The 21,117-nt window shown below is 50.0% G+C and carries 17 protein-coding genes; 9 read left to right on the top strand and 8 right to left on the bottom strand.

All coding sequences use genetic code 11. The annotated features are described in order from the left end of the window. Positions 1-91 precede the first annotated feature (91 nt). The 4 genes from M2277_RS01555 to M2277_RS01540 all read left to right on the top strand — a co-directional run bounded on the left by M2277_RS01555 (position 92) and on the right by M2277_RS01540 (position 5,729). On the top strand, positions 92-979 hold the full coding sequence (locus M2277_RS01555; RefSeq protein ID WP_280753974.1) for a TIGR01777 family oxidoreductase: 888 nt from the start codon (positions 92-94) through the stop codon (positions 977-979). A 355-nt stretch (positions 980-1,334) separates the two neighbouring features. Next, positions 1,335-4,664, top strand: coding sequence for a DEAD/DEAH box helicase (locus M2277_RS01550; RefSeq protein ID WP_280753973.1), 3,330 nt, complete (start codon positions 1,335-1,337; stop codon positions 4,662-4,664). Positions 4,665-4,712: 48 nt separating this feature from the next. Then, complete coding sequence (locus tag M2277_RS01545; RefSeq protein ID WP_280753972.1) at positions 4,713-5,288, top strand: hypothetical protein; 576 nt, start codon at positions 4,713-4,715, stop codon at positions 5,286-5,288. Between the two features lie 90 nt (positions 5,289-5,378). Beyond that, positions 5,379-5,729, top strand: coding sequence for a potassium channel family protein (locus M2277_RS01540; RefSeq protein ID WP_006211489.1), 351 nt, complete (start codon positions 5,379-5,381; stop codon positions 5,727-5,729). A 121-nt stretch (positions 5,730-5,850) separates the two neighbouring features. Here the strand turns inward: M2277_RS01540 and M2277_RS01535 are convergent, their stop codons facing one another. Then, complete coding sequence (locus tag M2277_RS01535; protein WP_216642867.1) at positions 5,851-6,159, bottom strand: hypothetical protein; 309 nt, start codon at positions 6,157-6,159, stop codon at positions 5,851-5,853. 188 nt (positions 6,160-6,347) lie between these two features. Here M2277_RS01535 and M2277_RS01530 point away from each other — a divergent pair, with 188 nt between their 5' ends. Both M2277_RS01530 and M2277_RS01525 read left to right on the top strand, forming a co-directional pair. Further along, positions 6,348-6,965, top strand: a complete 618-nt coding sequence (locus M2277_RS01530) for an NUDIX hydrolase (RefSeq protein ID WP_063455942.1) — start codon at positions 6,348-6,350, stop codon at positions 6,963-6,965. 30 nt (positions 6,966-6,995) lie between these two features. Next, positions 6,996-9,062, top strand: a complete 2,067-nt coding sequence (locus tag M2277_RS01525) for a peptidoglycan D,D-transpeptidase FtsI family protein (RefSeq protein WP_481857757.1) — start codon at positions 6,996-6,998, stop codon at positions 9,060-9,062. A gap of 209 nt (positions 9,063-9,271) precedes the next feature. On the opposite strand, the gene M2277_RS01520 is transcribed toward M2277_RS01525, so the two are convergent. The 6 genes from M2277_RS01520 to M2277_RS01495 form a co-directional block, all read right to left on the bottom strand. Next, a complete protein-coding gene (locus tag M2277_RS01520) occupies positions 9,272-10,303 on the bottom strand; it encodes a glycoside hydrolase family 88/105 protein (RefSeq protein WP_280754298.1) in 1,032 nt (343 codons plus the stop codon). Positions 10,304-10,379: 76 nt separating this feature from the next. Next, positions 10,380-11,213, bottom strand: a complete 834-nt coding sequence (locus tag M2277_RS01515; RefSeq protein ID WP_006211486.1) for a carbohydrate ABC transporter permease — start codon at positions 11,211-11,213, stop codon at positions 10,380-10,382. Positions 11,214-11,218: 5 nt separating this feature from the next. Beyond that, positions 11,219-12,118 carry a carbohydrate ABC transporter permease gene (locus M2277_RS01510; RefSeq protein WP_006211485.1) on the bottom strand — a complete coding sequence of 300 codons (900 nt, stop codon included), beginning with the start codon at positions 12,116-12,118 and terminating at the stop codon, positions 11,219-11,221. Positions 12,119-12,241: 123 nt separating this feature from the next. Beyond that, positions 12,242-13,582 (bottom strand): ABC transporter substrate-binding protein, encoded by a 1,341-nt coding sequence (locus M2277_RS01505; RefSeq protein WP_036641893.1) that lies wholly within the window; start codon positions 13,580-13,582, stop codon positions 12,242-12,244. A gap of 146 nt (positions 13,583-13,728) precedes the next feature. Continuing rightward, a complete protein-coding gene (locus tag M2277_RS01500) occupies positions 13,729-15,267 on the bottom strand; it encodes a response regulator transcription factor (protein WP_036641895.1) in 1,539 nt (512 codons plus the stop codon). A gap of 15 nt (positions 15,268-15,282) precedes the next feature. Continuing rightward, on the bottom strand, positions 15,283-17,016 hold the full coding sequence (locus tag M2277_RS01495; RefSeq protein WP_063480080.1) for a cache domain-containing sensor histidine kinase: 1,734 nt from the start codon (positions 17,014-17,016) through the stop codon (positions 15,283-15,285). Positions 17,017-17,236: 220 nt separating this feature from the next. Here M2277_RS01495 and M2277_RS01490 point away from each other — a divergent pair, with 220 nt between their 5' ends. Continuing rightward, positions 17,237-18,334 (top strand): rhamnogalacturonan acetylesterase, encoded by a 1,098-nt coding sequence (locus M2277_RS01490; RefSeq protein ID WP_280753970.1) that lies wholly within the window; start codon positions 17,237-17,239, stop codon positions 18,332-18,334. 95 nt (positions 18,335-18,429) lie between these two features. Beyond that, a complete protein-coding gene (locus tag M2277_RS01485; RefSeq protein WP_036641899.1) occupies positions 18,430-18,804 on the top strand; it encodes a sensory rhodopsin transducer in 375 nt (124 codons plus the stop codon). A 96-nt stretch (positions 18,805-18,900) separates the two neighbouring features. Here M2277_RS01485 and M2277_RS01480 read toward each other — a convergent pair whose 3' ends face one another. Next, a complete protein-coding gene (locus M2277_RS01480) occupies positions 18,901-19,302 on the bottom strand; it encodes a hypothetical protein (protein WP_280753969.1) in 402 nt (133 codons plus the stop codon). A 632-nt stretch (positions 19,303-19,934) separates the two neighbouring features. Between M2277_RS01480 and M2277_RS01475 the strand changes: the two genes are divergently transcribed. Beyond that, the gene (locus M2277_RS01475; protein WP_280753968.1) at positions 19,935-21,002 is read left to right on the top strand and encodes a Gfo/Idh/MocA family protein; all 1,068 of its coding nucleotides are present in this window, start codon (positions 19,935-19,937) and stop codon (positions 21,000-21,002) included. Positions 21,003-21,117 lie beyond the last annotated feature (115 nt).

Below are 21,117 nucleotides of genomic sequence, written 5' to 3'. Positions count from 1 at the left end.
GTACTTGATTCATGGTATAGTGTAATGGACTTTCGATATATGGAAAGAGGTAGTTCAGATATAACTTAGAAAAGAGAGCTGATTCTATTCTATGAAAAAGATCGTTCTGGCCGGTGGAACAGGTTTTATAGGAAGTTATTTTGAGAAAAAATTCACGAGTGAACAAGCACAAGTATATATGATATCCCGCCAGGAAGGGCATATTTCGTGGGACGATCATGAAGGCATGGTTGCAGCGCTGGAGGGAGCCGATATGCTCATTAATCTGGCGGGCAAATCCGTAAACTGTCGATATCATGAACGGAATAAAGAGCTGATCCTGAAATCAAGAATCGATACAACGAAACGATTGGGAAGGGCCATTCAAGCCTGTGAGAATCCTCCCCTCACGTGGTTTAATTCCAGTACCGCTACTATCTACAGACATGCCGAGGATAGGCCGATGACGGAGGAATCGGGAGAGATTGGCTCCGGTTTTTCCGTTAAGGTAGCGGAAGAATGGGAACGGGCATTTTTCTCATTCCCGCTTGACCGCACAAGGCAAATTGCGCTGCGTATTGCCATTGTGTTAGGTCCTGACGGCGGCGTTATGACACCCTATATGAATCTGGTAAAGTACGGGCTGGGTGGAGAGCAGGGTACAGGCAACCAGAGGTTCAGCTGGATTCATGTCGAGGATTTGTACCGGATTGTTCTGTTCCTGCAGGAGAATAAAGAGCTGAGTGGTATCTTCAATTGTGCATCCCCGCATCCGGTACCAAATAGGGAACTGATGAAGCTGCTTCGGCAGGCGTTAAACCGAAGGTTCGGACTGCCGTCACCCAAGTGGCTGCTCGAGCTCGGGGCCCGAATGATCCAAACCGAAACGGAGCTTATACTTAAGAGCCGCTGGGTTATTCCCGACAGACTGATGAAGTCGGGGTTTGATTTTAAGTACGATAAACTGCATAAGGCATTGACGGAGATCGTGAAGAAGTAAAGAGAGGAGCACTTCTTCTGAAGGCTCTCTTCCAGCCGGATTGTTCCATCGAGAATCCATTTTCAATTCTTGGAGAATGAAGACCGATCCATACATGAGCTTCAGGAATGGGCGAAAGAGAATGATATACCCTTTCTCAAGAGGAATTTTTGGATATGGTTATAAAGTAGAACGTGAATAAGAGAATCGCAATTGGGCGTGGATCTAGGAGAAACCGAAGAAGAACTTGCCATAGCGCAGGTTCTTTTTTTGATGCCTAAAGCTCAGCGAATAAATCAATGGAAGTGTATTATTAGCCACTCGCCACAAAGTGGTATACTGTTTTTTAGCAGTATTGAGAGAAAGGATAGTGGTTATGGGTTACCAGCTGACCGAACGGGTGATCAAGCTATTGTGCGGAAAAACCTCCTACGATCGCGGTGGGGTCTTATATAGAGATGGGCAGGTAACGATGCGGATTCAAGATCCCGACAGCCGGAAGTACGAGGCGGAAGTGAGGGACAGGGAGTCCGGCATCGTCTATGCAGAGATTGACTCGAACGGAGATGTACTCGCCGAATGCAGCTGCACCGACTATGGATTATCCCGTAAGCGATGCAGACATATTGCAGCGGTGCTCCTGAACATCCGGGATATTGAACAGACGGCAGAAGCGCCAAAACGTCCTTATCCGTCGTTATTGCATACTTCTGCTCGCAAGCATAGCGAGGATGGAGGCATGACCCCCAGGTTCTCAGCGGAGCTGCGCAGAGGTTCCGGCGGTAGCGAGGATGATGCGGTGTTGAGCAGCCAGCTGCTCGGTCTGTTCTCTTATTCCGGGAGCCAAAGGTCCACGGCAGCCTCCCGTTTTGATACGCGTGAGGTATTGGAACTGGAATGCATTTTTAAATTATTCCCTTACGGAAATCAACAACATCTGTTTGGCATTGAGCTGCGAATAGGTCAGAAACGCTTATATATCGTCCATCGGATCAGAGAGTTCCTGATGTGCCTGAAGCACGGACAATCCTGTGTGTTCACGAAGAATTTCGTCTATGATCCGGAGCGGCACAGCTTTAAGAAAGAGGACGACGATATCCTTCAAGCGCTGATCCGCATTTACGATCATGAACGGATGCTGCAGCAGACGCTGGCCATGCCTAACCATGGCAGAAACGGGGGCAGCGACCGGATGCTGATCATACCTCCGACGTTTTGGCCCGAAGTCAGGGCAATGCTGGATCGTTCCGTTGATTCCCTCTTGTCCCTGGATGGGGTCCTCACGGATAAGCTGGAGTTTAGTCAAGATCCAATCCCCCTCCAATTCGAATTTGATGAAGACGGGGATGATCACTATCTTATGAAGATAGAGGGATTGGATCGCATGACCGTTCTCGAGGAATACGGGCTAGTCATTGCGGACGGGAAGCTGATTGACATAGAGCTGGATGCTTGCCGGAGGCTGGCCGAGATGAAGTTGCTGCTGGAAACATCGTTTAAACCGCAGATCCGGATTCAGCCGGAGATGATGGAGTCCATTATGGAGCGGGTGGTTCCGGGACTAATGAAGCTTGGCAGCGTTCATGTGGCACAGACCGTATCAGACCGGATCGTGAAAACACCCTTAAAAGCGAAGCTGTATCTGGATCGGGTTCGTGGACGGCTGTTAGCGGGACTGGATTTTCAATACGGCGACATCACCATCAATCCGCTGGGAGGACACCGCGCAGCACGGGACAGCAGCTCGATCCTGGTTCGCGATGGTGAGGCGGAGCAGCGGATTCTTACGCTTATGGAGGACGCCTCCTTCGCCAAGACCGATGACGGCTTTTTTATGACCGATGAAGCTGCCGAATATGAGTTTCTGTATCATACAGTCCCGCAGCTGGAGAAACTGCTGGTGGTTTATGCAACAACGGCCGTGAAGGAACGTGTTCTTACAGAACCTATGGGTGCCAAAGTTCGAGTGGATATTGATGAACGGACGGACTGGCTTGAATTGAAGTTCGATATGGAGGGAATTCGGGAAGCCGAAATCCGGGAAATCGTCAAATCGCTCGAGGAGAAGCGTAAATATCACCGATTGCCTAACGGAGCACTTCTACCGCTTGAAAGTGATGAATTCCAGGCGGTGGTTGCGTTGATGAATCGGATTGGCCCTTGGCTATCGACGGATGGTACAGCGTTTAAATTACCGGCGGTCCAAGGGCTGCAGCTGATGGATTGGGAGGATTCCGGGTCAACGGTTCAGCTTGGCCGATCCTTGCGCCGAATGCTTCAGAATATGAAGAATCCGGATCATCTGGATTTTGCGGTTCCACCCAGTCTTGAACCCATCCTTCGGGATTATCAAAAATTAGGCTTTCAGTGGATGAAGACCTTGGCCCACTATCGATTCGGCGGCATTTTGGCAGATGATATGGGGTTGGGAAAAACCATTCAGAGCATCGCTTTCATTCTGTCGGTGCTTCCTGAGATCAGAGAACATAAAGAACCTGCGCTCATCGTTGCGCCGGCTTCACTGCTCTACAACTGGCATAACGAACTCAAGAAGTTCGCGCCGGAGATCAAGGCTGTCATTGCTGACGGGGTGCAGACCGAGCGGAGGCAGCTTATCAAAAGCGCGGGCAGCGCGGATGTTATCATTACCTCTTACCCGCTGCTTCGCAGAGATGTGGAACGATATGCAAAGCTGTCGTTTGCAGCGTTAATATTAGATGAAGCCCAAGCCTTCAAAAATTATGCAACCCAAACGGCTCAGGTCGTAAAAACACTTCATGCGCGCTATCGGTTTGCACTCACAGGCACGCCTGTAGAGAACCGTCTGGAGGAATTGTGGTCCATTTATGATGCCGTCTTCCCGGCTCTCTTCGGTGACCGAAAGGCCTTCCATGAATTGTCGAAAGAAACCGTGGCAAGACGGGTGCGTCCCTTCCTGCTGCGCAGGTTGAAGTCGGATGTGCTGAAGGAACTGCCGGAGAAAATCGAATCGATTCAGGCATCGGGTCTGCTCATGGAGCAGAAGAAGCTGTATACCGCCCATCTTGCAAAATTAAGACAAGAGACGCTCAAGCATCTGGCGCAGGACGGCTTCCAGAAGAGTCGGATTCGCATCTTGGCAGGCATTACCCGCCTGAGGCAGATCTGCTGTCATCCGGCCCTTTTTGTTGAAGGCTACGAGGGAAGTTCGGCCAAGTTTGAGCAGCTCTTGGAGACCATCGAGGAATGTCGTCTTGCAGGAAGGCGGATGCTGGTATTCTCCCAATTTACGGGGATGCTGAAACTAATTGCCGGAGAGCTTGGATATCGGGGGATTCCGAGTTTTTATCTGGATGGGCAAACCCCGTCTGCCGAACGGGTGGAGCTCTGCGAGCGCTTTAACGAGGGGGAACGCGAGGTATTCCTGATATCGCTGAAGGCCGGTGGAACGGGCCTGAACCTGACGGGGGCCGATACGGTTATCCTGTACGATCTGTGGTGGAATCCGGCCGTTGAGCAGCAGGCCACAGACCGGGCGCATCGCATCGGTCAGAAGAAGGTTGTGCAGGTGATTCGCCTAGTGGCTCAGGATACGATCGAGGATAAAATGTATGCACTGCAGCAGAAGAAGAAAAACCTGATTGAGGAGCTGGTTCAGCCAGGGGAAGTGTCGCTGCCTAGCTGGACCGAGGCGGAAATTCGGGAGCTGCTGACACTTCAGGGCTAACGGATCTGATAAGGTTGCGGAAGTTTTTAAGAGATGGCAGGAGATGTGATGATGAAAAAAACAATCTTTTTCATACTGGCCGCTGTAGTGGTTGTCATCAGTTACATGCCGCTGTTCTTCGGCGGTTATGTCTACAATGAAGAGCAGGCCATGCGCCGCTTCCATCCCGCCTATACGGGGGATAAGCTCTACGAGAAGATCGGGGATCAGCACAAACTGATCGTCTGGCATGATGGTCATGTGAAGATCGTAACAGCCGTAGAGAGTAAATGGGGACTGCTGCACAGGGTCAAGAATGCCGTCGTTCTGGAACACAGGACGGAAGAGGGACCCTTCACACGCATTTGGTCCGCCAGCCGGAATGGTGACGGGATGTACGACACGCTGCTGGCGGTTGAAACGCCTGAGCCCAACAGTAAGAAAATTCTGGTCACCAATGAGCCATGGGAAGATAAGCTGATCGATAATCTGGATCAAATTAAAGCTTCGTCCGGGATATATATCGAAATGGATGTGGAACAAGGGTATGCCGTGGAATATGAATCATTACCCTATGGACAGACCGGGGGTTTCATATTCCGCAGTATAGACGCGGAAGGAAATATTATCTCCGTTCACCCCTGAGTATAGCTGATCAGCTGCAAACACTGATATAATAGAAGAATGTGGTATTTATAACGTATACTCCAGTCATAGAATAGGACGGTTATCGGTATGCTATCTTTTGTATTAACATTAAAGCGTCTCTTAAGCGGATTGTTTCGAGCGTTTAAGCAGCGGTATTTTCTGGCGCTGTTCGTCCTGATTGTCATCATGCTGATATCCGGTACGATGTTTTACACTAAACAAGAGGGGTTATCGGTGCTGGACGCTCTTTATTTCTGCGTTGTGACATTGAGCACGATAGGCCATCCGGAATTCGTACCGCAGACACCGCTTGGAAAAACCTTCACGATGGTTTACATTGTTGTCGGAACAGGCCTGTTCCTCGGAATGGTTGGACAATTGGCGTATGCCCTAATCCGAACCAATCAAAAAGAAGAGAAGAAATCGACGCCGTCATAGGGATCAAACGAAAAGCAGCCCAGGATTCAACCGGGGCTGTTTTTTTATGGGCCATTGAAAATTGAAGGGTTCAACTGAGTCCATAGGAACACCAACATGTTTATACCCACATATGGCAGTTCTACTCCACTGTCACGGCAAAATAAAAATTGGCGCGTCCCTGGTCCTGAGGCCATGTACACTGAATTTCGTACAGGTAGGAACCGGGGGTGGTCGGTACGGTGTACCCGTCGTTGCCGGGCTCCGTCAGGTTTTGAAGGGCGAAACCGTTAATGCCTTCGGGCGGTGTCGTCTTGATGACCGCTCCGCCTGTGGCTACAACCGGCGTCATATCTTCAAGCCTGGGCATGGCTGAATCCGTCGTGGAGCAATGATCTTCGTTGCACCATGAATATCCGCTTCGAAGCAGCTTGATTTCCGAATATGACAATGAGCAGGAGCACGTATAGTATCGCGCGTTTGCTTTTCGTTATGATGGAAATCCCCCTTATCTATCACGATCTTCCTATATGGGCTAGTAAATATGTTATAATTTTGAAATCAAACACTTCCATTATAAACCAATCATAAGCAGCAGGCGTTATATAATATGAGATTCTTATAAAGAGGATGGGACACATGACATTGAAATGGTTAGAGTGGGCAAAAGAGATGCAGGCGATCAGTCAAGCCGGATTGGAATATACGAAGGACGTCTATGACAAAGAGCGGTTTGAGCAGCTGAGGGAGCTTAGCATCACGATCATGCAGGAGTATACGGGCGCAGGCAACGAGATGATTCGAACGCTGTTTGCTAGTGAAACCGGGTATCAGACGCCGAAGGTCGATGTCCGAGGGGTTGTTTTTCAAGACGGGAAGCTGCTGCTGGTGAAGGAGAAGGCAGACGGCGCTTGGGCGCTGCCGGGAGGCTGGGCGGATGTTGGTCTGTCTCCGTCCGAAGTTGTTGTGAAAGAAGTGAAGGAAGAAGCGGGGTATGAAGTACGTGCAGCCAGGCTGCTGGCCGTATTGGACAAGAAATTTCATAACCATCCGCCTTCTGCCTTCCATGTGTACAAAATGTTCATTCAGTGCGACATTACGGGTGGATCGGCAGGAGTGGGAACCGAGACCTCTGCGGTCGGTTTTTTCCATAAGGACGAGCTGCCGCCGCTGTCTGAAGAAAGGAATACCAAGGAGCAGCTGCAGCGAATCTTCGAATTCGAGAACAACCCGCATCTGCCAACGTGGCTGGATTAATACATATAACAAAGGAGCGTAGACAATGTGATGGGTTTTAGACCTTACAAAAACGTACCGGATGAAGAGGAAACGAAGAGCAGATTCCATGGACGGATCAACATTTTCTTTTTCAGTGCCTTTTTAATCTTTTGTATCATTATCGTGCGCTTGGCCATCTTGCAGTTCGTTGAAGGCCCGGAGCTGGCTAGCCAGGAATCCGGGGGAGAGCAAAAGCACTTTCCGCTGCAGCCGATCCGGGGCAGCATCATCGACGCCTCTGGCGAGAAACTTGCCTACTCTACAGCTTCGAATTCCCTGTATATCACACTCATGAAGGATTACAGTGAGAAGACGGACAAAGGGAAAGCCAATCAGCCGGAAGCGGAGGAGATGGCTAAGCGGATCGTTCAGGTCTTTAACAAGTATGGGGATCCGAACATCGAACAGAAGACTGTAAAGAATGTGATGGATGACCTGGATCTGGAATATATCAAGCAGCATGGCTATGAACCCAGACTTATCAAGTCAGATTTGACCAAGGAAGAAATCGCTTATTTCATGGAGAACCGTGCGAAATTCCCCGGCATCCAGATTGTGGAGGAGAATGTAAGGCACTACGATCCGGATACGGTGGCGGTTCAGACGATCGGATATCTAAAGAAGTTCAAAGGTTCTAAAGACCTTAAGGATTATCAGGCTATTGATCAGAGCAACAAGGATCAGGATAATCCGGGATTAATTTATACGGAAGAAGAGTGGATCGGTTATGACGGATTAGAGCGGATGTACCAGGAGGAGCTGCGCGGCAAGAGCGGGTATCTCAGTATTCCGATTAATCCGCAGAATATGGTGGATGGCGTACCGACGATGGTTGCCCCCGAAAAAGGCCTGAATATCCACACCACGATCCATAAGGACATTCAGGTCGCGACTGAGCAGGCCATTATGGATCGGCTTCAATATCTTCATACCAACCCTGTGTCGGGCAAACTTCATAAGGATGCTGTCACCGGCTATGCCGTCGCCATGGAAATTGATACTGGCCATGTGGTCGCGATGGCCACCATGCCGGATTACGACTCGAATGTGTGGGGAAGCGGAGGCAAAATTACGCAGGATGTCGTGGACTCGTCGGGTAATGGCACGATCACGATATACGGATCAGGCAGATCGGGACACGGGTTCGAATCCATGATCTTTCTCGGTTCCGTTATCAAGCCGTTGACGGTACTGATCGGGTTGAATGAAGGATTATTTGGCCCTAATGATACGTATCCTGATCAAGGGTACGCTTCGATAGGTCGGGAAGGAAGCGAAACGAAAATTCGTAACTCCAGCGGCCATAGAATCGGACCCATTAAACCTCAGCAAGCGATTCAGCAATCATCGAATGCCTTCATGATCGATTGGGTTGGCAAAAGGTTAGTCAACAAGTATGGCGGCGAGAAGGGCGTTACGGTCTGGGATAAGTATATGGAGCAGTTTGGTCTTGGAGTAGTAACGGGGAGTGGTTTGCCTAAGGAGCATAAAGGACTGAAAAATTATACGGATACAAAAGCAGCGGGAAGTAATCTGGCGGCGTTAGCCTACGCTTCCTTCGGTCAGCAGGGGAAATACACCCCTCTACAGCTTGCTCAATACACGGTGATGCTGGCGAATGAAGGCAAGCGAATCAAGCCGCAGCTGGTCAGCAAAATAACGGATCAGAATGGAAAAGTGGTCAAGGAATTCGGGCGCGAGGTCCTTAATGAAGTTCATTTTCCCAAGCAATACTGGCAAATCATTAAACAGGGGATGAATACACAAGGTATCGCGGGTTTCGAAGATTTTAAATATGATTTTGCCCGCAAAACAGGTACATCCGAGCAATCATATAAAGGTGTTAACCTTGATAACGGCGTCTTCATCGCCTTTGCTCCGCGCGATAACCCGAAGCTGGCGGTCGCCGTTGTTGTGCCGGAAGGCGGCTTCGGCTCGCAAAGCGCCGCGCCGATTGCGAGGAAGATATTCGACGCTTATGACGAAGTCTACGGACTTGACGGAACGCCGCATCCGAAGAAGGCTGACGAGCAGGCAGAGGATGGCAGCGAGGACGAGACAGAGGACAATCGATAAGAAACGTAGACGCAGAATCGCGTTAAGATTAGCGATGGGAAAAGGGGCGATAAAGCAATGATATTAAATGTAATTATCCTTGTTACAGCTGTCATATTAACCGGTTATTTTTCAATAAAATATCGCTTGTGGAAACGCATATAACAAAAGGCAGGCTGTAGAGGCGAACTTGATCCTCTGCAATCCTGCCTTTTTTGTATCTCATATAATCAATAAGGATTACTCTTGATCTTCAGCACTTCCGCGAGAAAGGTTAATGCCAACCCTTGACCCCAACCTTGTATCCGCTTATCAGGCACGCCTTTGTATCCTGCGGTATCCTTCATGACGGCCGTTCCCGCAGATACGCCGGTAACGGTGCCATCTTCGGTGATCTTGGACAAAATGCCGTCAATCGATTTCTGCGTGTATTTATTATAGATGCGTCCTTTGGTTAGAAGGGCGGCGGCGATGCCGGCCGAGCCGGACGTTTCCAGCGGGGATTGCGGATCGGTCGTAATCGTATGCCACAGGCCGGATTCATGCTGCAGCCGGACCAGGGCGCTGAGCTGGTCGCGCAGCGAGCCTTCGATGATCATGAAGGATGGATGCGTGACCGGCACAAGCTCCAGGGCACGTGCCATCGTGATGGCGGCCCAAGCATTGCCCCGGCACCAGAAGACGCCTGACATATGATTGCCGGCGATATTGTCCCAGCCATGATAATACAGATTCGTGACGGGATCCTGCAGATAATCCTCATGGCCGTGATACTGCCTCAAGCCATCCTCGAAGTAATCCTCACGGTCCAGCATTACGCCGATCCGAAGCAGGAAGTATCCTGCCATAAACATCGTATCGACCCACGCCTGCTCCGGGAAGTTATACGTTTCGGAGTTAACGGTATGCTGAAAGATGCCGTTGCCGAAACGCAGCGCATCATGCGTGAGATACTCGGCCATTTCCTTGGCCGTTTCGATATACCGCTCATCCTCATAAACCTCGTACAAGGTCAGGAGGGAGTGGCCGATGGAGACGCCGTTGACCGAAAGCTTGGGCAGGCCCTCCTCCATATTTTCATCCACCCAAGCTTTTAATTGCTCCATATAGTTCTTCTTTCCGGTTGCAGCGTAGGCTTCACAAACTCCATAAAAAGCGACTCCGCCCGGCCAATCCCAGCTGAAATCCATTCGGAAGGTTCGGTCAACCACCTGGTCGATCACTTGCTCAATACGCTGTTCATCAAAGACGAGTGTTGGCATAACAGTTACTCCTTTCATAATGGGCCTCCTGATCAGATGGGAAGGTTATCGTGTCATGGGAACCAAAATAAGCTGATTATCCTTTCAGTCCGGTCGTGCTGATCCCTTCCACAATGTATTTCTGGAAGATGAAGAAAACGATGACGACCGGCAGCAGCGATAGCGTAGCCATAGCAAACATCCCGCCCCAGTTGTTAAGCGACTCTCCATCGAGGAACAGCTTCAAGGCGAGAGACACCGGATATTTCTCCGGGTTGTTCAAGTAGATCAGCGGATTGATGAAATCATCCCATCTCCAGTAGAAGGAGAAGATCGAGCAAGTAATCAGAGCAGGCACGATCAAAGGCACGACCACCCTGAAAAATATCCCGTATTTGCTGCAGCCATCTATTTTAGCCGCTTCATCCAGCTCCTTCGGAATGGTGCGGATGAACTGCATGATGAGGAAGATGAAGAACGGAATGCCGAAGAATTGGGGTACAATCAACGGCTTGAAGGATGATAGCCAGCCGAACTTGGCAAACATCACGTACTGCGGGACGATCACCACATCATGCGGCAGCATCATCGTAATCATCATGCAGGCAAACCAGAACTGCTGTCCGAAGAACCGGGTTCGAGCCAAACCGAAGGCAACAAGGGCGGAGGAAGCCACGGCCCCGATCGTGGAGATGATGACAATGATGAACGAGTTTGTAAAGAAGGTAGCAAACGTGGTCCCTGCAAAGCCCTTCCAGCCTGTGGCATAGTTCGAGAATTCAAGCCGGCTTGGAATCAGGCTGTAGGCGGTCGTAAATATTTCATGATTGGGCTTAAGCGAGCTTGCCACCAGCCACAGAATCGGATAGGTCATGCCGAGGGCGAACAATCCGACCAGGGTGTGGTAGAGGATGCGTCTGGATTTGGTCATAACCGTCAATCTCCTTTCGACTCGTAGTGAACCCAGCGGGTAGATGATCTGAAGATGAGCAAGGTCAGGACACCGACGATAAGAAGCATGATCCAGGCAAGCGCTGATGCGTAACCCATTTCAAAATGCGAGAACGCCTTGCGGTATAAGTAAAGTGAATAGAGCAGCGTCTGATCCAGAGGTCCGCCTTCTCCGCGCGATATGATATAGGCGGGGGTGAATGTGAGGAACGCCGATATGGTCTGAAGTGTCAGGTTAAATAAAATGATGGGGCTTAACATGGGCAGCGTAATCTTGAAAAAGCGATGGACCGCGTTGGCGCCGTCCACGCTGGCAGCTTCATAGTAATCCCTCGGAATGTTTTTGAGCCCGGCCAGAAATATAATCATCGAAGAACCGAACTGCCAGATCGATAAAGCGATCAGTGTCCAGAGTGCCGTACTGGGATTCCCAATCCAAGACGTGGTGGAATGAATCCCGAACAAGGACAGGGCAGAGTTCACGAGCCCCTTGTCACCGAAGATTTGCTGCCACATGATGGCTACAGCCACACTGCCGCCGATGAGCGATGGCAGGTAGAAGGCAGAACGGTATAGTCCTACCGCCTTGGTAGCGGTATTCAGAATCATGGCAACGAAGAGGGCGAAGATGAGGCGAAGGGGGACACTTGCAAATACATAGGTGAAGGTGACCTGAAACGACTTGCCGATTTTGTCATCCTCCAGAAACAATCGTTCATAATTGGCCAGACCGAGCCACCTGGGCGCTTCCATCAGGTTGTAATTCGTAAACGAATAATACAGGGATGACAGGATGGGATATAACGTAAAGATGAGAAAGCCAAGAACGAACGGAGCAGAGAATACATAACCCGTAATATGTTCGTTCTCACGGAGTCTCTTCATGATCTTCAACCCCTACAATTCAGATTTGATAACGCCCCGTGTTGGGGTCATTGATGTAAAAAAGGCATCTCTTGCGCACACAGGTAAGACGTGCGGGAGATGCCTTGTCTAACCATGTTCTGGTTACTGCTGAGATCTGGCCAAAATGGCGTTGGCTTCCTTGCGGAACTCAGCCGCGGCATCTTCGATCGAGATTTTCTTGAACAGGATGCGTTCGCTGAGATCGCGCAGGAGCTTCTCAATCTCAACTGCTCCGATTGGATTCGGAGGATCTCCTTGCGTGCTGTTGGCTTCCGCCCAAGTGACATAGTCAAAGATCTTGGCTTCGTTCTCTGACAGCAGCGGTTTGAGCGCTTCCTTCACCTTGGCGGATACCGGCACCCCGCGTTCGCCCTTGATCAGCTTGTTGGCTTCGATATCATTGATGAAGAAACTGATGAATTTGGCGGCTTCTTCTTTATGCTTCGAGGTTTCGGTGACCGAGAAATACATGGAAGGTTTCAGGAAGAGACCGTCTTTCGTTCCGGGACCCGGCATGGGATTCAGCTCCAACGGACGATCAGTCACCAGATTGGCCACGGCGAGGAACTGGTTGGACCAGCCGGTACCCGATATGGAGTTGCCAAGAACGATTTCATCTTCTTCGGCTACGCCTTTCTTCTGGGCTTCCTTATCCAGAGACAGGATATATCCGTTGTCGTACCATTTCTGGTAGCGGGTGAAATAATCGATGAACGCCTGGTCATCGCCGTATCCGATCGTCTTGCCGTCGGCACTGTACATTTTCTGGCCGATGGTTCTTAGATAATAGGGGAAGAAGACGTCATGCCGGTAAGCAAAGCCCCCGATTTGCAGTCCTTTTTCCTTGGCTTGGGCCCCCATTTTGTCCATGTCGTCCCAAGTCCATTCCTTGGATGGAATGTCAATGCCATTCTTCTTCATTGTCTCGACGTCGAACGTTGTTTGGAGTGCATTCACGCCGAGATTCAAGGCAACCAGCTTGCCGTTGACCTCGCCTCCGCTCAGCGCATTCTCGCTGACGTCGGCCACATCCAGCTCGCCGCTCTCGGTGAACGGCTTCAGATCAGCCAGCTGATTCCGGCCTGCGTATTGATTCAGATAGGAGATGTCCATCTGAATAATGTCCGGGAGTCCGCCGGCCACCGCTTGGGGAGCGAGCTTCTTCCAGTAATCATCGAACGGGGCGTACTCAGGCTCAATTGTGACGTGTGGATTCTGAGCTTCATACATCTCAATGACCTTCAGGGTGTAATCATGCCGGGATTGTCCGCCCCACCATGCAATGCGGAGTTTGACCGGATCCTTGCTATCGCTCGCAGCAGCTGGCGGTGTCTCGGTTCCGGTTTCATTGCTTGCCGGCGTCTCTGCAGCACCGCCGCCCGAACAGCCGATCAAACTTCCAATCAGGGAAAACATCAGAACTGCGGTTAATACTTTTTTCATTCCATTTCCTCCCCTTTGTTAATAAACCATATCGACCCTAAATGTTAGTGCTTACATTCCCAATTATCTTGTGTTAGAGGGGAAAGAGTAAGGAAAAAAACCGTGCAGTTTGTTTAAAAAGCAGAGATGTACGTACAAGTTAACCTCTATTTTTTCATAAATTCGGAGGGTGTACAGCCGATCTGCTTCTTGAATACCTGACTGAAATATTGAGGATTGTCACCGAAACCAAGCAGCTCCGCCATCTCGAATATTTTGATATCCGGGTCGCTCTGCATCATTTCGATTGCACGCTTCATCCGTAATTTCATAACGTAGTTGGAGAATTTCTCGCCTGTCTCCTTCTTGAAGAGTTTGCCGAGATAGTCTGCGTTCATATACAGCATGTCATTGGCTACCAGATTGAGCGTAAGCTCCGAGTTCCCAAGCTGCTGTTCGATGATCTCAACGACCTTGCGAACGATGGCATTGTATTTGACTTTGTTCTGCTCGAAGTTCCGCTGCGTAATTTCCCTTACCGTGTCTTCGAGAAATGCTTGAATGGCATGCAAGGTGCTCATCTCGGCGATTTCCGGAATCCGCGCATATCGCTGCTGCATCTGTTCAGGGTCGGTTAGACGGATGAGGGACACATATTGCTGGATCACGTAGGATTTGGTCAGTTCAATGCTGAGCTGCGCCCGCTTCAGCTCTTGAACGAATTCTGCCAGGGCAAGCTCCGCTTCTTTGCGGTGACCGGATCGGACAGGCATGCACAGTCGTTCCTCATCGAGAACAAAACCTCCCTCCAGGCTGCCACTATGAAGGGTATCCTCTGTGGTGATCATCCCGCTTTCATCCAAGTAGAAGCGGTAGTTGAGGCACTGCAATGTATCCCGGTAGAGCTTCCGCGCCAGAGTAACAGGCCCGGGATCGCTAATGGCGATCGTTACATCCATCTTGTAATACTGTTTAAAGGTACAGCGGATATCCTGAAGCTGTTGATGGAGCTGTTCATCGTCTCGATTCTCGATAAGCACCAGAACCTGCTGCCCAATGGTAGTGCTCAGCAGGGTGGAGTCTAGGAGGTCTTCGGCAATATTCTTTACGGCGAATTGATGCTCAAATTCCACGTTGCCCTCCAGCTGGAACAACAGCAGGCGCACGGGTTGATCGAAGCTGTATTGAAACAAGCTGCGGTATTCCTCCAGGTCATGACGTCCATAGGTTTTGTTGGTGACAAACTCCTTGAGAACCTGCTCTTTGACGTGAGGCAGCACCTTGCGGAGGCGGCCCTTCATCTCTTGAATGAATGACTCCTTATGCTGCAATGCCGTCAGTTCGCCAATGACCTCCTTCAGGGCTTCGCCGATTTTGATCTCGTCGGTAGGCTTCAGCAGGTAATGCTTCACGCCGTACTGCATGGCACGGTTGGCATACTCAAATTCGCCGAAGCCAGACAGCAGCACGAATTTGATATGGGGATGGGAGGCGTAGGTTTTGGCTACGAGCTCCAGCCCATCCAGTCCGGGCATGCGAATATCGCAAACAACGATATCCGGTGCCTCTCTCATGATTTTTTCATATGCCTGGATCCCGTTCTGGGCAGTGCCTGCAAGTATGGTCTGATATGCTGGCCAGTCTACCATCTGGGATATGCCGTCCAGAATAATTCGTTCATCGTCCACAAGCAGAACCTTATACATCGAACAATCCCTCCGTTATTTAGGTAACGACAGAATCACCCGGGTTCCAAGCCCCGGCCCGCTGTCAATGGTTAAGCCATAATGTTCGCCAAAAGCAAGCTTGATTCGTTCATCGATGTTTAACAGTCCGATTCCGTTACCACTGGTTGTCAAATTGCCGCTTCGCAGTTGCATAAGCGTATCCGGCCCCATGCCAGGGCCATCATCCTCCAACACAACACAGAAAGCGGAGGGGGTCTCCTTGCAGAACAAGATGATTCGGCAAGGCTCAATTGAAGGCTCCAGTGCATAATGGATGGCATTCTCAAGCAGGGGCTGAAGGGTCAGCTTGGGAATGGGGCGCTGCCAGTCCTGCTCCTGTACATCCATTGTAAATTGGAGGCGGTCTTCAAACCGGAACCTCTGAATGAGGATGTAATTCCGGACAATCTCCAGCTCCTCGCCCAGCGTCAGAATCGGTTCTTTCAGGCTGACCGAGTTGCGGAGAAGGAAAGCCAGGGCCTGCACCATATCGGAGATTTGAGACTGCTTGTTCATCTTCGCCAGCCAGTTCACGGATTCCAGGGTGTTATACAGAAAGTGGGGATTGATCTGGGCTTGCAGTGCTTTGAACTCGGTTTCTTTAATTAACAGCCGGTTCGAATAGTTCTCGGTAATGAGGGCATTGATTCTCTCGATCATGAGTCGGAATGTCCGGTGCAGCAGGCCCAGCTCATTCATGGCTACAGGCGTCGCATCCTGGGGCAGAACATTGGCTTCTGCAAAGTTTCCTTTTTCCGCGAGTTTCATCCGGGTAATAAGACTTTCGATGGGACGTGTCAGCCCTCGGCTGAACCGTATACCGAGCAGGATCGCAACAGCGAATATCATCGTGAACACGATAATGACGAGCTCTTTAATGAATATGATTTGCTTGAAGGCTTGGTTGAATGGCGTGACGTTCATATAAGTCCAGCCCGTATTGGCGGAGCGGTTATGTGCGATGAAATAGGTATGGCCGTCCATTTCACGCGTGAGGTATCCGTTTCCCGATGACAGGGAGGATTGAATAGCTGCCGGATCAAAGTGCGGTGTTTGCGGATAGATTAGATCCGTACCCGCAGTCATGATCAGATCCCCTTCCCCGCCAGCGGACTTGCGAACGATTTTATCCATATTGATTCGGATAATGATGGTCCCCAAGTAATGCAGGTCGAACAGCGTACCGGTATAGGAACGTATTTCCCGGGAAAGTAACAGGGCCGAGTCCTGTTCGTCAGGGTAGATCCAGCGTTCCTCGCCATCGGCATCCCCGGCAAGCTGAAGGATATGTTCTTTCTTAGCCGGATCAATTGGAACGATGCTGCCGACATCATGCTGTTTATCGTAGGAGTCAATCAAGTGGATGGAATAAAGCATGGGCTCGGAGCCGACATAATTCAGAAGGCGGTCCACAAGATGCTGCCTCAGTATGAGCCGGTCATAATCAGAGTCGCTCCCCGAGATGGAGCGCAACAGGTTTTGGATCTGGGTATCGGTTATGATGTTGAAGGAGAGCTGTTCGATCCGCTCGAGCTCTGACTCAATGGCAGATGAGGACAGGTGCAGAACCTGGGATGATTTGAGGTACAGCTGCTCGTCGTAGATGGAGAACGCATACTGCTGGACGATGACGGCGAAGGTAAATGCCATCGCAACAATCAGGCTGATAAGAAGTGAGAGTTTGTTTTTGATTTTCATATTTTTATAGATGGCACTCCATTTTTGCACGGCAACGTCTCCTTGTGCTTGACCTTGAAATGTTGTGTACACATTATGTACCGGGTTGTAAACGCTGTCAATATTGTTATTGGGCAGTAAACCAGTGCAAGGTTTCAAGATACAGTCGGTTATTTAAACAAGATGGACGGTTATTTGGATTTATTTCGGGAGGCGTGCGGTACATAATGGTTCAGAGGGTAACAGCAGCCTTGGGGAGGTGTAAAGTACTATGTACAAGTTTGATTTTGGAACAGAAACACCGTGTCATGATCATATCAAAATAACGGCAGAGACCTTATATAGTCCAGAGCTTGGCTACGGCTTCCATTCCCTGTCTCCGTTATCCGCTGTGAACCGATTGGGGGAGCAGACGTTATCGGGAGATTTTGTAATCCCGCTGAATGCGGCATTTCAAATCGATGTGCCGGATGGTCTGTACACCTTGCACCTGCTGATCGGTGATGCCTGGTTTGATACCGAAACCTCCATCCGGGGAACGGAAGGGCAGATGCTGCTGGATGGTTTGCGGACACAGGGAGGTCACTTTGAACGATACAGCGTTACGGTGCCGGCTGTCCAAGGCGCAATCATGCTGTCCTTTTCCGGCCGCGCTCCCCGGATTAATGCCATGGAGGTAGCAGCTTCCCCGCATGCCTGCCATTTGTTTCTGGCGGGAGATTCGACGGTGACCAACCAGCCAGCGGGCGGATTTCCCTACACCGGTTGGGGGCAAATGCTGCCTTCCCATATCAAGGCCGATGCTGCTGTTAGCAATTACGCGCGTTCGGGCCGAAGTTCCAAGAGCTTTATAGCTGAGGGGCTTCTGGATCCGATTCGGGAAAAGCTGAAGCCGCATGATTATATGCTGATTCAGTTTGGTCATAACGATCAGAAGCGGGACGAGGAGAGATATACGGAACCCTTTACCACATACAAGGAGTTTCTGAAAATATACATTGACGTTTGCCGGGAGAAGCAGGCCACTCCGATCCTGCTAACACCTGTCCATCGGCGTTATTTTGATTGCAATGGCAGGCTGAGGGACACGCACGGAGATTATATTACAGCTGTTCGGGAATTGGCGGTGGAGGAGCAGGTCCCCTTGGTGGATCTTGCTGCGCTGAGTTTGGAGTATTTTAACCGACTCGGGCCGGATGGGACAAAATCGGTGTTTATGTGGGGAGCACCCGGTGAATTTCTGTTGTTCCCGCAAGGGGTGATGGATAATACCCATTTTCAGCAGCGCGGTGCAGTCAATGTGGCGGAGCTGGTGATTGGCGCTTTGAAAGGGCTTGGTCTTCAGCCGTTGTCTCTCTATTTGCGATAGCCTTTATTTTGCGGGGGATGATTCGTCATACAAGGAACTTCGGTTGTGAACAGCGAATTGGTTCTAATACCTTATACACGAGGAGAGATTACGGCATGTCAAAAGGCGAGAAACAATGGATCATCCCGGACGCTTACATTCCTCCTGTGAGCAGTGGAGAGCTTACCAGTCATGAGTCGGTCTGTGTCTTGAACTTAAGCGATCAGGATGTGGTGATTACGGTTCACGCTTACTTCGAGGATCGTGACCCCCTGCTCGGAATGGAAACAATCGTTCCAGCCCAAAGAACCAAGCACATACGGACCAGTTCGCTTGCAGCGGAGGATGGAGAAGGCATACCTTCGGGTGTTCCCTATGCGATGGAAGTAACCAGCAGTGCGCCTGTGTTTGTTCAGTACAGCCGTCTGGATTCCACTCAGGCAGAGAATGCCTTGATGAGTGTCATGGCGTATCCGGTATCAACAATTTAATGTGAAAAAGGATATACTGCGAAGGATTTACAGCGATAAAACAAAAGAAGGACCGAGTACACACGGTCCTTCTCTTTACGTTGATATGAATTCAGTTTAAATAATGGCGTCTTTCGTCATTTCGTAGAGCGTAATGGAATCCTGGCGTATTTCCAGTGAAATCACCGTATCCTCTTTTTTGAAAAAGTAGACATGACCCAGCCGGTTATCCTTCAGTTCCGTCCATCCTGAATCCTGTATCTCTTGGATGTATCGCTCTGGCGTGGACAAGCCCTGCTCCCCGCCGATGCCCTTTATTTCATATTTAACGCCGTTGTCAATGTTGGGATTTTCGGATGAGGATATGGTCTCCAATAGTGCCGAACTTTCCGGGATGGGGAAATCGCCATGAATGGAAGAGGTTGTGTACCCGTCGACAGGCTCCTCATATTTAGGGGTACATCCGATGGCCAGCAGGAATAAGGGTAACAACACGAAGGTGATAAGATATTTTCTCATGGGCATCGCTCCTTTCTATAATGAACACAACAATTCTGGAAAAAGTTGTGGGTGCATCCACTTTTCTAATTGAATACTTCATTACCGAATGAACCAACGGCGTTATGCAGGGACAAGCGGGGGCGGCATTATCTATGCACGGGATTTTAGCGAATACAGGACGATAATGGGGGAGAGCATGGCAACTACTTGCATCAGATGACAATTGAAGAGTGGGTATTCCGGTCACTAGCCTCTAGATACGAACGAGGGGAAAAATGTTAAAATAAACATCAGGCGGTTAGCTTGACGTTTATTTGTATGCTGTCCTGATGTTGCGAAATGAGAATGAATTAATACATATAACAACCATGGTAAGGTGATTTTGGATGATTGATGATGAGCCCCATATAACCGCTTGCCGCCATACTTGGAAGAGAAGAACGTTTTTTTCGGCCATGATTTCCTGGGTGGGACGGGAGCATATTTGATGCAGGTCAGAATCTAGTAATCCGGTAATCTTTAGCAATCTAGTTATCCAGCAATTTAGTTATCCAACAAAGATCATAGGACAGCTTTCCCCATCAGTTGAAGAGCTGGCGTAGCACGACCCTACTTCATACGAGAATACGAGAGAACACGAGGTGATAATCATGAAGCCATTGTCAGTAGGAATTATCGGGACGGGGTTTGGTGGCCATGTTCATGCCCCCATCTTCTCGTTGCATCCGGGATTCGAGGTCAAATCGATTGCGAGTGTCTATCGGCAGCAGAAGGCTGAAGAGCATACGTGGAAGGGAATTCAGCATTACAGAAATTGGCGCGACATGCTGGAGAAAGAACAGCTGGATCTCGTATCCATTGCATCGGCTCCCAGCCAGCATTATGAAATGACGATGCTTGCGCTGCAATCCGGTCATCATGTCCTGACAGAGAAACCCCTCGGCATGAATGCGGAGCAAACATTGCACATGCTGACGGAGTCAGAACGGGTCAAGCGCAAAGCCTTCGTTAATTTTCAATGGAGATGGACACCAATCCGACAACGCATCAAGCGTATGATGCAAGGCAAAGAGCTTGGAGATATCCAGCATATTCAATATACAGGGAGCTTCTCTGGACATGGCGTGCTTGCGAATTCCTATCGTGGCTGGGAAGCGCGGCGTGAGGAGGGAGGGGGATTCTTGTTTGCAATTGGGTCCCATATGGTCGATTCCCTTCTATGGTGGATGGACGAGGAGATTACGGACGTGTACGGCGATTTGAGAACACAGATACCGACATATAGCGGAGACGACGGGCTTGAAGTCAGGGAAACGGACGATGCGTTTACCTTCATTGGGCGCTTCAGAAGCGGGGCCTCACTTGTTGCGAATGTGTTTTTTCCCGGAATCCGCGGAGCGGGCTGGAAGCTGGAGATCCACGGGACCAAGGGGACGCTGATGATGCGTAATGATGATACTCTTGAATGCAGCTTCGGCGGTTCATTTGAGAGAATCGATCTTGAGCCGGTTCATGCCCCGGCTAGCCTGGAAGCTCCGGCGGTGCATTACTATAATGGTTTTTATCAGATGGTCGATGGCATCTATAGCACCCTGGCTGGAAATCAAACCTTGCCGGATATTCCGACTTTCCTGGATGGCCACAAGGCACAAGCCGTTCTAGATGCGATACGTCTCTCGTCAGAGACGAACACCCGAATAAACGTTGATTATACCTAAGATAAGAGATTCGGCATGGATTAAACGGTAAACAGGAGGGAGGCGTGGATATGAGCCAACGACGTCTTGAAGTGGGAATGTGAAGTCAATGGACGGAAGAGAACTGGGAGGGCAC

It is taken from the genome of Paenibacillus sp. LBL (assembly GCF_029893715.1).
GTDB lineage: Bacteria > Bacillota > Bacilli > Paenibacillales > Paenibacillaceae > Paenibacillus_AQ > Paenibacillus_AQ glucanolyticus.
This window is presented reverse-complemented; position numbering and strand designations above follow the sequence as displayed.

Excerpts from the sequence above, each read along its gene's own strand:
- M2277_RS01555 (WP_280753974.1), top strand. The coding sequence starts at position 92 with ATGAAAAAGATCGTTCTGGCCGGTGGAACAGGTTTTATAGGAAGTTAT.
- M2277_RS01550 (WP_280753973.1), top strand. The coding sequence starts at position 1,335 with ATGGGTTACCAGCTGACCGAACGGGTGATCAAGCTATTGTGCGGAAAA.
- M2277_RS01545 (WP_280753972.1), top strand. The coding sequence starts at position 4,713 with ATGATGAAAAAAACAATCTTTTTCATACTGGCCGCTGTAGTGGTTGTC.
- M2277_RS01540 (WP_006211489.1), top strand. The coding sequence starts at position 5,379 with ATGCTATCTTTTGTATTAACATTAAAGCGTCTCTTAAGCGGATTGTTT.
- M2277_RS01530 (WP_063455942.1), top strand. The coding sequence starts at position 6,348 with ATGACATTGAAATGGTTAGAGTGGGCAAAAGAGATGCAGGCGATCAGT.
- M2277_RS01525 (WP_481857757.1), top strand. The coding sequence starts at position 6,996 with ATGGGTTTTAGACCTTACAAAAACGTACCGGATGAAGAGGAAACGAAG.
- M2277_RS01520 (WP_280754298.1), bottom strand. The coding sequence starts at position 10,303 with ATGCCAACACTCGTCTTTGATGAACAGCGTATTGAGCAAGTGATCGAC.
- M2277_RS01515 (WP_006211486.1), bottom strand. The coding sequence starts at position 11,213 with ATGACCAAATCCAGACGCATCCTCTACCACACCCTGGTCGGATTGTTC.
- M2277_RS01510 (WP_006211485.1), bottom strand. The coding sequence starts at position 12,118 with ATGAAGAGACTCCGTGAGAACGAACATATTACGGGTTATGTATTCTCT.
- M2277_RS01505 (WP_036641893.1), bottom strand. The coding sequence starts at position 13,582 with ATGAAAAAAGTATTAACCGCAGTTCTGATGTTTTCCCTGATTGGAAGT.
- M2277_RS01500 (WP_036641895.1), bottom strand. The coding sequence starts at position 15,267 with ATGTATAAGGTTCTGCTTGTGGACGATGAACGAATTATTCTGGACGGC.
- M2277_RS01490 (WP_280753970.1), top strand. The coding sequence starts at position 17,237 with ATGTACAAGTTTGATTTTGGAACAGAAACACCGTGTCATGATCATATC.
- M2277_RS01485 (WP_036641899.1), top strand. The coding sequence starts at position 18,430 with ATGTCAAAAGGCGAGAAACAATGGATCATCCCGGACGCTTACATTCCT.
- M2277_RS01480 (WP_280753969.1), bottom strand. The coding sequence starts at position 19,302 with ATGAGAAAATATCTTATCACCTTCGTGTTGTTACCCTTATTCCTGCTG.
- M2277_RS01475 (WP_280753968.1), top strand. The coding sequence starts at position 19,935 with ATGAAGCCATTGTCAGTAGGAATTATCGGGACGGGGTTTGGTGGCCAT.